The sequence below is a fragment of the Gordonia sp. 852002-10350_SCH5691597 genome, from assembly GCF_001665715.1.
GTDB lineage: Bacteria > Actinomycetota > Actinomycetes > Mycobacteriales > Mycobacteriaceae > Gordonia > Gordonia sputi.
Genome location: NZ_LZMO01000133.1, coordinates 1 through 12,234, shown reverse-complemented (window position 1 = coordinate 12,234; position 12,234 = coordinate 1). Strand labels below are relative to the sequence as shown.

The following is a 12,234-nucleotide window of genomic DNA, read 5'->3' as shown; positions in this document are numbered from 1 at the left end:
ACGTCCTCCAACCGGGTGGGATCTCACACTTCGAGCTCTGTTGAGTCCCTCTCAGTATGGCAAGTGCCACTCCAGCGTGTGCAAGACGCTCTCACCTGGGGCGAAGCCTCCGGTTCGACGCCTGACAACACGCGAATGGGGTGTTTTGTCCGATTCCGCTACCCTCGGAGCCGTGACCGCCTCTGTTTTCGACGCCACAGCCCCTGCTCTCGCTGCAACGACCGACCTCGCCCTGCTCCCCGGCTTCCTCGATCCGGTCAACCTGCTGAACTCGTTCGGCACGTGGATTCTCGCCGGACTGCTGTTGGTGGTCTTCATCGAGTCAGGACTGCTCTTCCCGCTACTCCCGGGCGACTCACTGTTGTTCACCGCGGGGCTGATCGTGGCCGCGAAGTCGGCCGACATCGAGCCGTTCGCGCCACTCTGGGTGCTCCTGGTCACCATTCCGATCGCGGCGTTCCTCGGCGATCAGGTCGGCTATCTCATCGGCAACAGACTCGGATACTCCCTGTTCAAGCCGGACGCGCGCATCTTGAAGCAGTCCTACATCGTCGAGGCGCATGACTTCTTCGAGAAGCACGGACCCATCACCATCTTCCTGGCGCGCTTCGTGCCGATCGTGCGCACCTACGCACCACTGGTCGCCGGAGCTGCGAAGATGCGCTACTCGACGTTCCTCGCCTACAACGCGATCGGCGCCGTCGTCTGGGGTGCAGGCGTGACGCTCCTGGGCTACTTCCTCGGCCAGATCTCGTTCATTCGCGACAACGTCGACGTGATCTTCCTGCTGATCGTGTTCGTCTCGGTGCTCCCGATCATCTCCGAGGTCGTCAAGCGCTGGCGACGCTCCCGCCAACCCGTCGTCGAAGAGAAGGTCGACGCCGCGTAGCGCTATTTGCCGCCGCCGCGTAGCGCGCGCATTCGACGCCGCCGCGCAGCGCAAATCCGACACCGCAGGAGGCCCTTCGGCCCCCTGACAGCCACTCATTGGCTCTCGCACAGCTTCGCCAAGTAGCCTGGTGACCCGTGATCGACACCGCGCTTGCCCATACGACCACCGTGGTCGCTCTCCCCGGCATCCTCGACCCCATCAACGTGCTGAGCTGGTTCGGCGCCTGGGCGTTCTGGGGGCTGCTACTCGTCGTCTTCATCGAGTCGGGTGTGCTGTTCCCGGTCCTCCCCGGTGACTCGTTGCTGTTCGTCGCGGGCATGGTGGTCGCGGCAGGCGGTAAGGACGGCATCGACCAGTTCGCGTCGCTGTGGCAGCTGTTGGTCTTCGTGCCGATCGCCGCGATCCTCGGTGGTCAGGTGGGGTATTGGATCGGCCGGTTCATCGGGACCGAGATGTTCAAACCCGACGCCCGGTTCCTCAAGGAGCGCTACCTGATCGAGGCGCAGGAGTTCTTCGAGAAGCACGGCCCGATCACCATCTTCCTGGCCCGCTTCGTGCCCATCGTGCGCACCATCGCGCCGATCGTCGCCGGTGCCGCGCGCATGAGGTGGTCGGTGTTCGCGCTCTACAACGTGATCGGAGCCATCGTCTGGGGCGCCGGCATCGTTCTGCTCGGCTACTGGCTCGGCCGGTTCGAGGTGGTGCAGAAGCTCATCGAGCCGATCTTCATCCTGATCGTGATCCTGTCGATCGCTCCGATGCTCATCGAGTGGTATCGCCGACGTCGCGCCGCGAAAAAGGTTGCCACCGATGCTGTCGCGACCTCCGAGGCGACGGCTGCAGCCGATCCGCACTCCCCCGACAACGTCTGACGCCGAGCGTCACCACGCGTCGTCAAGGTCGGCGTGCTGCCGAATCCATGCGTGCATCGCGATCCCGGCGGCCACCCCCGCATTGATGCTTCGCGTCGATCCGAACTGCGCGATCGACACCGTCAGATCCGCCTGCGCTTGCGCGTCGTCACTGACGCCTGGCCCCTCCTGACCGAAGAGCAGTACGCATTCGCGTGGGAGATCGGCGGTTTCGAGCGGTACCGAGCCAGGAGTGTTGTCGACGGCGACCACTGCGAGACCGTTCTCGCGCGCCCAGGTCATCAGCTCCGACACTGAATCATGGTGCTGCAGATGCTGATAGCGGTCTGTCACCATTGCTCCGCGACGATTCCAGCGGCGTCGTCCGACGATGTGCACCGCCGACGCGGCAAACGCGTTCGCGGTCCGCACCACGGTCCCGATGTTGGCGTCGTGCGCGAAGTTCTCGATGGCCACATGAAACGGGTGTCGGCGTGCATCGATGTCGTCGACGATCGCCTCACGACGCCAATACCGGTATGCATCAACGACATTCCGGGTGTCGCCCTCGGCGAGCAACTCCGGGTCGTAGCGCGGATCGTCGGGTAACGGACCATCCCGTTCGACGTCCCACGGTCCCACTCCGACGGCGGGTCTCGCCTGCCATTCGGTGGGTCCGGGTACGTCCGATCCGTCGGGTGCACCAGTTCCCTCAGGCGACGTGCCGCCGGTCGACATCGCCTCAGGCAAGCCCGATGTCGGCGAGGCCGAGCAGAGATCGGTACGGCACACCGAGTTTCGTGATCACGTCGTCAGCTCCGGTAGCACGGTCGACGACGGTCGCGACACCCACCACGACCGCTCCGGCCTCACGCGCCGCCGCCACAGCGGTTGCAGGCGAATTACCCGTGGTGCTGGTGTCCTCGACGATCAGCACCGCTTTGCCTTCGATGTCGGGGCCCTCCACCTGACGCTGCATGCCGTGTGCCTTGGCGGCCTTGCGCACCACGAATGCGTCGATGGGACGTCCCGGGGCGTGCATGATCGCGGTCGCAACCGGGTCGGCACCCAAGGTCAGTCCGCCGACCGCCTGGTATCCCCAGTCGGCGGTGAGCTGCCGCATGAGCTTGCCGATCAACGGCGACGCCTCGTGATGCAGCGTGGCGCGTCGCAGGTCGACGTAGTAGTCGGCTTCACGTCCCGACGACAACGTCACCTTGCCGTGCACCACCGACAGTTCGGCGACGAGTCGCGCGAGCGCCGCGCGGGCCTCGCCGTCCACCTCGGGGGTCGCGGATGCGGAGGGCGTTGAGGAGGTCACAGTCGGCTCAGTCTTCCTGCTCGTGCGTCGCGGTCGGATGTCTCGATGGCTGCGTGTGTCCCGAAAGCTGCGTCAAACGCTCAGTCACGACGATGATGCCGATTGGGGCGCTCGTCCGTCTCGGACGGCTGTGCAGTGCGCGATCGCCGGACCGGCATCGGGGTCATGCCGCGACCGGTCGTCGGCGACGCAGCCCGCCTGGCCCCGGCCTCACCCTGCGGTGGCTGGGCTTGCGGCTGCTGACCCTGGGGTGGCTGATTCTGCGGTGGAGGTTGACGGCGCGGCGCGGGAGCTGCCGTCTCCTGCGCCTGAATGCGCGCCCGACGCTCCTTGTCGCGCATCGACTCGGTCTTCTCGTCGGCGAACTCTTCGCGCGTCGGCCCGTGCGGATCACGCGGGTCCGGCGGATCCTGCGGGTCCTGCACCGGCGGCAGCACACGCAGCAGGTCAGCGAAGCGTCGAACCACTTCGAGCCCCGTGTCGAGCTTGGTCGCATCATCGGTCAACGGCATGGAACCGAGCGCCCAGTTGCCTTCGTCCCACAGCACCTCGACGTACGACGGCGCGTTGTTGGCCAGCGCGACCATCCTCCGGTCACACACCCGTCGCGCGACGTCGAGGTCGTTGGAGAACATGACACGCGGCCCCATCGCACCGAGCAGTTCGACGTCGTCCTCCGCGGGCGCGAGCACATCCTCGTGGCGTAGGTCGACGATCACGTTCGACGGCGCATTGCGGCGGACCGCGATGACGGTCGCCGTGTCGTCGAGGTCGAAGACGACGGCCTCGGCGCCGCCATAAACTCCGTATGCGACATCCTGAACTCCGACACTGTCCGGAACGTTCATCGTCGCGCGGTGGAACACCTTGCGTAGCTTGGTATCTGAGGCACGGTAGGAGAAGTCGTGGGCATCACCCCACACGGCACGCTGGTGGCGGGTGCCGCTGGAACGCTTGCGGTCGAGCCACAGCAGCGCCGCCGCACCGGCCAGCGCCACGGCTGCGATCACGAAATAGACGATGGTCATCGCGCTACAGCCTACTTCAGGGCCGCACCGCTGATCGAGAATGCCTCACGCGCGCCCGCCGCCGATCGAGCAGCCCGCCCGCTGATCGAGCCCGAACGCTGATCGAGCTTGTCGAGATCACCCGCCGATCGAGCCCACCCCCGCTGATCGAGCTTGTCGAGATCACCCGCCGATCGAGCCCGGTCCGCTGATCGAGCCTGTCGAGATCACCCGCCGATCGAGCCCCAACCGCTGATCGAGCCTGTCGAGATCACCCGCCGATCGAGCCAACCCCCGCTGATCGAGCTTGTCGAGATCACCGACCCAGCCCACCAGCCCAGGCACACCGTGGTTTCGACACGGCAGCTCGCTGCGCTCGCGGCCTGCTCAACCAGCGGAAGACCCCCGCTGATCGAGCTTGTCGAGATCACCCGCCGATCGAGCCCCAACCGCTGATCGCGCCTGTCGAGATCACCCGGCCCCGAGCCAAACCCCCGCTGATCGAGCTTGTCGAGATCACCGACCCAGCCCACCAACACAGGCGCACCGTGGTTTCGACACGGCAGCTCGCTGCGCTCGCGGCCTGCTCAACCAGCAGAAGACCCCCGCCGATCGAGCCCACCACCGCTGATCGAGCTTGTCGAGATCACCTCCCCGAGGCCACGTACCCCCGCCGCTTGTCGACGACGTTCCGCAGCGCCGTCGACAACTCCTCGCCGCCCGCCTCGCACCCGGCCCCGACGTACCGCCGTAGATTGTCGAGCACCTGATCGGCGAGCTCGTCGCGCCACCCATAAACGTCGCCGCTCATATGCGCCGAGATCGCGACGTTGTCCAAGTCCCACAGTGGGCTGTCGTCGGGCAGCGGTTCGGTGACGAAGACATCGAGCGACGCCGCGCCGATCCCGCCGCTGCGCAGCGCGTCGGCCAGCGCCGCCTCGTCGACGAGCCTGCCCCTGCCGACGTTGACAAGGTGCGCGTCGGGGCGCATCGCCGACAGCACCGACGCGTCGATCATGCCCTCGGTCTGCGCGGTGAGCGGCGCCACGACGACGACGTTGTCGAATTCGCCGACGTAACTGCTCAATTCGTCGGTCGCGCGCACCTCGCCGAAGTCGGGGTCGTCGTGACGCGCCGTGCGCCCGGCGCCGGTCACGCGCATCCCGACGGCGCGCAGCAGCCGCGCAATCGCACGTCCGATACCCCCGGTCCCGATGACGAGCACCGACGACCCCGCGGTCCGCGTCGTCTCGCGCCACACCCATTCGTGCGCCGACTGCAGGCGCGCCGATTCATGTAAGCGCTTGTCCCGCGCCAGGATCGACGCCAGCACGAACTCCGCGATCGGTTGGTCGAAGACGCCGTGCGCGTTGGTCACCACGATGTCGGAGTCGGCGAGCTCGTCGAACAGCAGCGAATCGACACCCGCGGCACAGACGTGCACCCAGCGCAGCGATTGTGTTGCGGCGCCCCAGTTGTCGCGCAGCGCACGGGAGAAGAAGTCCCACACGACGAGAACATCGGCACCCGGCAGCACCTGCGGCAAGGTCTCGACGGTGCACTGCCGCACGTCGGCCAGCGCCTCGAGGTCGGCGAGGTTGTAGGGACCGGGCGCGTCGTCGGCGCCGAGGAGGACGAGTTGCGGCTTGGTGGACGTCACACCCGCCACCGTATCGGTGCACGCACCCACCAGACACCGCACCCTGTCTAATTGTTGACAATCCGACGATCTACGTCCACCGTGTACCCATGACCCTCGCCGCAACGCCTCAGACCGCGTCGCTGTCGCCGATCCTCAAGCAGGCGACGCCCGTCGTCGTCGATCACGCACTCGGCTCGTGGATTCACGGAACCGACGGCCACAGCTACCTCGACTTCACCACCGGCATCGGGGTCACCAGCACCGGCCACTGCCACCCGAGGGTCGTCGCCGCAGCTCAGGAGCAGTGCACCAAGATCATCCACGCGCAGTACACGACCGTGATGCATCAGCCGCTGCTCGATCTCACCGAGAAACTCGGCGCAGTCCTCCCCCTCGGCCTCGACTCCGTCTTCTACGCGAACTCCGGCTCGGAGGCCGTCGAGGCAGCGGTGCGCCTGGCCCGTATGGCAACCGCGAAGCCCAACATCATTGTCTTCCAAGGCGGATTCCACGGGCGTACCGTCGCGGCCGCCAGCCTCACCAGCGCCGGCACCCGATTCTCCGCGGGCTTCTCACCACTCATGGGCGGCGTGCACATGGCGCCGTTCCCCTACGCCTACCGCTACGGCTGGAATGACGACGCCGCAATCGATTTCGCGCTCAAAGAACTCGACTACCTGCTCGCCTCTCGGGTTGCGCCGAACGACACCGCCGCATTCCTCATCGAACCCGTACTCGGCGACGGTGGATACCTCCCGACGCCACCACGCTTCCTCGCAGGACTCCGCGAGCGCGCCGACCGCCACGGCATCCTGCTCATCATCGACGAGGTGCAGGCCGGATTCGGACGCACGGGTAAGTTCTGGGGACATCAGCACGCCGACGACCTCACTCCCGATATCCTCATCACCGCAAAGGGTCTCGCGTCGGGCTTCCCGATCTCCGCGATCGCCGCTCCGACGGAGTTGATGAGCCAGGCGTGGCCCGGCTCGCAGGGCGGAACGTACGGCGGCAATGCCGTTGCCGCCGCGGCGGCCATCGCGACGCTCGACGTCATCGACGACGAGGATCTCGTCGAGAACGCACGCATCCGCGGCGAACAGATGCTGTCCGGAATCCGTTCTGTCACAGCCGGTTACGACGCCGTCGGCGATGTGCGTGGTCTCGGACTCATGGTCGGTGTCGAATTCGTCTCCCGCGACGGCGACGTCGCAGTGCCCGACGCAGCAACGGCCCTCGCCGTCCAGCAGGCCACCACCCGGCACGGACTGCTCACCCTCACCTGCGGACCCGAGGCCAACGTGGTCCGCCTGATTCCCGCCCTCGTCGTCACCGAACACGAAATCGCCACCGGCATCGAACGATTCAGCGCCGCCCTGTCCGACGTCGCCGCCCGCAACGACGGTCCGTAGCCACACACAATGGCTCCACACCCACTACCCACTCCCACGACGCCAACGCCGCCGATCGTCACCGAGCTCACCAGGCTCGACATAGAGGTCGACGCGTCGTCGCGCCGGCGTGCCGAATACTCCTACGACGCATCCAATTATCGGGTTCGGCCAGTGGCAGTTGTCTTCCCCCGCGACGCAGCCGAGGTAGCTCGCATCGCGGCCTGCTGTCATCGCCTCGGCACACCCCTCACCGCACGCGGTGGCGGAACGTCAATGGCGGGCAACGCTATCGGCGACGGCGTCATCCTCGACTTCTCGCGCTACATGACGCGTATCCACCACATCGACGACGAGTCAGCGACCGCCCACGTCGACCCGGGCGTCGTCCTCACACACCTGGCTGCCGCCGCGCGCACAGCCACCGGCGGCCGCCTCACCTTCGCGCCCGACCCGTCGTCGGCGTCGCGCGCCACCATCGGCGGGGCAATCGGGAACGACGCGTGCGGAAATCACTCGGTGCGCCACGGCCGCACCACCGACCACGTCGAGGCACTCGATCTCGTCACCGCTGACGGATTACGGCTGACCGCAACGCGATCGGGCATCGAACCCACACTGCCGAATGATCCGGCAGCGACCACGCGAGCCGCCGAACTCACCCGCGAGCTCACCGACCTCACCACCCGCAACCTCGCGGCCTTTCGCACCCAACTCGAACAGATCCCCCGCCAGGTGTCGGGATACCATCTGGCACACCTGTTGCCGGAGAACGGATTCGACGTCGCGCGGGCACTCGTGGGCAGCGAGGGCACCTGCGCGATCGTCGTCGGCGCCACCGTCAGACTGGTCGCGGCCCCGACATCTCAGCTACTCGTCTGCGTCGGCTACCGCTCTGTGGCAGACGCTGCCCGCGACGTGCCCGACATTCTTCCCTTCGCACCGTCGGCCATCGAAGGCATCGACCGCGGCATCGTCGCCACCATGGCCGCCCGACGCGGGCCCGACACCGTAGCTGGCCTCCCCGACGGCGACTCCTGGCTCTTCATCGACCTCGACAACGAGAGCGCCGCAGCACAATCCGAACCCGACATCCCCGCAACCGCCAAGCGCCTGATCGAACACCTCCGCACGCGAGGGTGCATGGTCGACGCCGCGTTCGTCGACGACGAGACCCGACGTCGCGCACTGTGGCGCGTCCGGGAAGACGGCGCCGGACTGTCCGCGCGCCTCGTCGACCCGGAGAGCGACGCACCGACGACGCACGAGTCGTGGCCCGGCTGGGAAGACGCCGCCGTCGCACCGGAACGTCTCGCCGACTACCTGCAGGATTTCACGACCCTCCTCGACGAGTTCGACCTCACCGGCGTGCTGTACGGACACTTCGGTGCGGGCTGCATGCACGTGCGGATCACCTTCGACCTCCGCACCGAGCAGGGTCGCGAGGTGATGTCGCGGTTCTGCACCCGCGCCGCCGAACTGGTTGTTGCTCATGGTGGTTCACTGTCGGGTGAACACGGCGATGGTCGCGCCCGATCAGCACTCCTGCCGCTGATGTACTCCACAGAGATGCTGCGCGCCTTCGACGACTTCCGGCGAATCTGGGACCCCGTGGGAATTCTCAACCCCGGCAGCATCGTCGACCCTGCGCCCATCACCACCGACCTCGCACTCGCCGACGTTCCGAACCGACCGTGGCACTCCGCGGACCCGGACGAGCACTCACCCGAACACACCGGACTCGATCCGTTCATCCATGCCGTGCAGGGCTGCATCGGTGTCGGTCGCTGCCGCACTACCAGCGGCGGGGTGATGTGCCCCAGCTATCGCGCGACGCGCGACGAGAAGGACTCGACGCGCGGCCGGGCACGCGTTCTACAAGACATGGTGCGCACCGCGCCCAGCGTCGAATCCGGTTGGCAGTCTGCCGATGTCGCCGACGCACTCGACCTCTGTCTGTCATGCAAGGCATGTTCGAGCGACTGCCCCACCGGCGTCGACATGGCGTCACTGAAGTCGGAGTTCCTCTCGCATCACTATCGACGCCGGCTACGACCTCTCTCGCACTACTCACTCGGATGGATGCCCGCCTGGCTCCCCGTCGCGACCTCCGTTGCACCACTGCTGAATCGAGTTCTCCAAACTCCACTCGCCCGACGCCTCGCCGCTCGCGCGGGCGGCCTCGACGCTCGACGCTCCATGCCCCGCTTCACCACTCGCCGGGACAGGCGCGCGACACTGAGCGCACTCGGCCACCCCGCCGACGCCGACGTCGTGCTGATCGTCGACACCTTCACCAAGGCGTTCCGCCCGCACGTCGCAACCGCCGCGGCGCGCGTCCTGGCAGCCACCGGCGACACCGTCGCCACCCGCGACGACGTGTGCTGCGGACTGACCTGGATCTCAACCGGTCAGCTCGACCACGCTCGAAAGGTACTGACCCGCACCGCTGATCGACTCGACGACGGCACCGACCGCCCCCTCGTCCTCGCCGAACCCAGCTGCGCGGCCGCACTGCGCACGGACCTACCAGAACTGATCAACTCGCCCGCCGCACGCCGTGTCGCCGCAAGAGTGACGAGCTTCGCCGCCCACCTGCCCACACTCGTCGAGGCAGGGCTGCAGGTCCCAGACCTTCCCGAATCGGTCACGGTCCAAACCCACTGCCACGAGTACGCCGCCTTCGGCGCGCACGCCTCGACGGCCGCACTGAAGTCGCTCGGTGTCGAGGTCACCACGGCCGACGGATGCTGCGGCGTCGCAGGCAACTTCGGCTTCGAGAAGGGTCACTACGAGGTCAGCGTCGCGGTGGCCGAGAACGCCCTCGCACCCGCGCTCCGTGCCGCGCCGGAAACTCCGGTCATCACCGACGGGTTCAGCTGCGCGATGAGCGTCGACCACCTGACCGCCACCGACCCCCTCATCAACGCCCAAGGGCAGCACCTCGCCGAACTGCTCGCACAGGCGCTGCCCCTTGCACAAGAACTACCCCGCGCACAGCCATCACCAGAGGAAGGACTCCGATGACACTGCTCGTCGACACAGCCTGGACACCCACATCCTCGAAACGCCGCTTCGACGTAGAGAATCCGGCGACCGGCGAGGTCATCACGTCGGTCCCGGACGGCAACGCCGACGACGCGCTCGACGCCCTGGGTCGTGCCGCCGACGCCCAATCCGACTGGGCGGCAACCAGTCCCCGCTCACGTAGCGAGATCCTCTACCGCGCATACGAACTCATCACCGCGCGGGCCGATGAGTTCGCGACCCTGATGACCACCGAGATGGGCAAGCCGTACCCCGAGGCACGCGGCGAGGTTGCCTACGGCGCAGAGTTCTTCCGCTGGTTCGCCGAGGAAGCCGTACGCATCGGCGGCGACCACCTCCTCACCCCGGACGGCAGCAACCGCGTCGTCGTCCGTCATCGCCCCGTCGGCCCATGCATCCTGATCACGCCGTGGAACTTCCCATTGGCGATGGGAACACGCAAAATCGGCCCGGCGATCGCCGCGAGCTGCACCATGGTCTTCAAGCCCGCGGAGCTGACACCGTTGACCTCGCTGCTCCTCGCCGACGTGCTCCGCGAGGCCGGTCTGCCCGATGGCGTCCTGAACGTGGTCACCACAAGCGATCCGGGTGAGGTCGCCGGCGCGTGGATGTCGTCGGGCCTCGCCCGCAAGGTCAGCTTCACCGGCTCCACCGCGGTGGGAAAACTGTTGCTGCGCCAGGCCGCCGATACGGTGATGCGCACCTCGATGGAGCTCGGCGGCAACGCACCCTTCATCGTCTGCGACGACGCCGATCTCGACACCGCACTCGACGCCGTGATGGTCGCGAAGATGCGCAACATGGGGCAGGCATGCACTGCGGCCAACCGGATCTTCGTGCATCGTGACGTCATGGACGAGTTCGCAAGCGCCCTCACGCAACGCATGTCAACACTCACCGTCGGGAACGGACTGTCCGAGGGCACGCAGGTCGGCCCCCTCGTCGAACGCAAGGCCGTCGACAAGGTCGAAGAGCTCGTCGACGACGCGGTTCGACGCGGAGCGTCGCTTCGGTGCGGCGGCACCCGTCCCGATGGTCCCGGCCACTTCTACCCGCCGACGGTCCTCACCGACGTACACCCCGAGTCCGCTCTCATGAGCACCGAGATCTTCGGTCCCGTCGCGGCTCTGATCCCGTTCGACGGCTCCGGAATCGAGGCAGACGACACCGTGGTCGCAGCTGCAAACAGGACGCCCGCCGGCCTGGTCGGATACGTCTGCAGCCGCGACGCCGAGCGCCTCGACGCCATCTCGGCCGGCCTCGCGGTGGGTATGGTCGGGGTCAACACTGGTCTGGTCTCCAACCCCGCGGCCCCGTTCGGGGGGATCAAGGAGTCGGGCCTCGGCCGCGAGGGCGGACGTCTCGGCATCGAGGAGTTCCTCGACGTCACCTACACGTCCACCCCGATCCGACGGAGGCGATAGGTGTATCTCGGCGCCCAGCTCTTCACCGACAGAGAGTACCGGCAGCGGTTGACCCGCGTGCGTGAACTGATGGATCTGCAAGGACTTTCGGCGATCATCGTCACCGATCCCGCGAACATCTTCTACCTCATCGGGTACAACGCGTGGTCGTTCTACACCCCGCAGATGCTGTTCGTCCCCATCGACGGCGAGATGCTGTTCTTCGCTCGCGAGATGGACGCACATGGCGCACACCGACATCGATGGTCTCGATGGCTGCGCGCATCGCCTCCGAACACACCATGCCCGCCTGACGCATGAGCTGAACCTCGGCGTCGGATTTCACCGAACGCACCCAGTTGACGAGTTCGAAGTTGTCGACGAGCTTCCACTCGGGGATGGCGTTGTGCAGAGCGCGGTAGGCCTTGGGAGAGAAGAAGTGTGAGTCCATCTCGAGTCCGACGGAGCCGCCCTTCGATGCCGGTGCGACCTGGTGACGTTGGCGTAGCGCCCACGCGACCCAGTCGAACGGGTGCACGTGCGGGCGGTGCACGTAACTTTCGGGATAGCCGACGATCTGCTCGTCGGGTAGCCAGGTGGTGCGGTGTGCGCCATGTGCGTCCATCTCGCGAGCGAAGAACAGCATCTCGCCGTCGATGGGGACGAACAGCATCTGCGG

General features: G+C 66.8%; 11 protein-coding genes and 1 pseudogene. 6 read left to right on the top strand and 6 right to left on the bottom strand.

Features of this window, described 5'->3' with window-relative positions:
• Window positions 1-172: 172 nt before the first annotated feature.
• Both A5777_RS10330 and A5777_RS10325 read left to right on the top strand, forming a co-directional pair.
• Complete coding sequence (locus tag A5777_RS10330) at window positions 173-889, top strand: VTT domain-containing protein (protein ID WP_039856338.1); 717 nt, start codon at window positions 173-175, stop codon at window positions 887-889.
• Between the two features lie 137 nt (window positions 890-1,026).
• A complete protein-coding gene (locus A5777_RS10325; RefSeq protein ID WP_005207606.1) occupies window positions 1,027-1,764 on the top strand; it encodes a DedA family protein in 738 nt (245 codons plus the stop codon).
• Window positions 1,765-1,773: 9 nt separating this feature from the next.
• On the opposite strand, the gene A5777_RS10320 is transcribed toward A5777_RS10325, so the two are convergent.
• The 5 genes from A5777_RS10320 to A5777_RS10300 form a co-directional block, all read right to left on the bottom strand.
• The gene (locus tag A5777_RS10320; RefSeq protein WP_005207607.1) at window positions 1,774-2,481 is read right to left on the bottom strand and encodes a TrmH family RNA methyltransferase; all 708 of its coding nucleotides are present in this window, start codon (window positions 2,479-2,481) and stop codon (window positions 1,774-1,776) included.
• A gap of 4 nt (window positions 2,482-2,485) precedes the next feature.
• On the bottom strand, window positions 2,486-3,064 hold the full coding sequence (gene pyrE, locus A5777_RS10315) for an orotate phosphoribosyltransferase (RefSeq protein WP_005207608.1): 579 nt from the start codon (window positions 3,062-3,064) through the stop codon (window positions 2,486-2,488).
• Between the two features lie 80 nt (window positions 3,065-3,144).
• On the bottom strand, window positions 3,145-4,092 hold the full coding sequence (locus tag A5777_RS10310; RefSeq protein WP_005207609.1) for a hypothetical protein: 948 nt from the start codon (window positions 4,090-4,092) through the stop codon (window positions 3,145-3,147).
• A 206-nt stretch (window positions 4,093-4,298) separates the two neighbouring features.
• Window positions 4,299-4,610: a hypothetical protein gene (locus tag A5777_RS10305; RefSeq protein ID WP_064862594.1), complete on the bottom strand. Its 312-nt coding sequence runs from the start codon at window positions 4,608-4,610 to the stop codon at window positions 4,299-4,301.
• A 107-nt stretch (window positions 4,611-4,717) separates the two neighbouring features.
• Window positions 4,718-5,740: a D-2-hydroxyacid dehydrogenase gene (locus A5777_RS10300; RefSeq protein WP_039855751.1), complete on the bottom strand. Its 1,023-nt coding sequence runs from the start codon at window positions 5,738-5,740 to the stop codon at window positions 4,718-4,720.
• An 80-nt stretch (window positions 5,741-5,820) separates the two neighbouring features.
• Between A5777_RS10300 and A5777_RS10295 the strand changes: the two genes are divergently transcribed.
• The 4 genes from A5777_RS10295 (at window position 5,821) to A5777_RS24130 (ending at window position 11,876) form a co-directional block, all read left to right on the top strand.
• On the top strand, window positions 5,821-7,125 hold the full coding sequence (locus A5777_RS10295; protein WP_005206305.1) for an aspartate aminotransferase family protein: 1,305 nt from the start codon (window positions 5,821-5,823) through the stop codon (window positions 7,123-7,125).
• 9 nt (window positions 7,126-7,134) lie between these two features.
• Window positions 7,135-10,131: an FAD-binding and (Fe-S)-binding domain-containing protein gene (locus tag A5777_RS10290; RefSeq protein WP_064862593.1), complete on the top strand. Its 2,997-nt coding sequence runs from the start codon at window positions 7,135-7,137 to the stop codon at window positions 10,129-10,131.
• Window positions 10,128-11,576: an NAD-dependent succinate-semialdehyde dehydrogenase gene (locus A5777_RS10285; RefSeq protein ID WP_064862592.1), complete on the top strand. Its 1,449-nt coding sequence runs from the start codon at window positions 10,128-10,130 to the stop codon at window positions 11,574-11,576. The genes A5777_RS10290 and A5777_RS10285 overlap by 4 nt, the downstream gene beginning before the upstream one ends.
• Before the next feature lie 69 nt (window positions 11,577-11,645).
• Entirely contained in the window at window positions 11,646-11,876 is a 231-nt protein-coding gene (locus A5777_RS24130) for an aminopeptidase P family N-terminal domain-containing protein (protein WP_442903033.1), read from the top strand.
• Here A5777_RS24130 and A5777_RS10280 read toward each other — a convergent pair.
• Window positions 11,803-12,234 (bottom strand): annotated as a pseudogene (locus A5777_RS10280) (aminopeptidase P family N-terminal domain-containing protein); the annotation flags it as partial. The gene A5777_RS24130 and the pseudogene A5777_RS10280 sit on opposite strands and share 74 nt — an antisense overlap.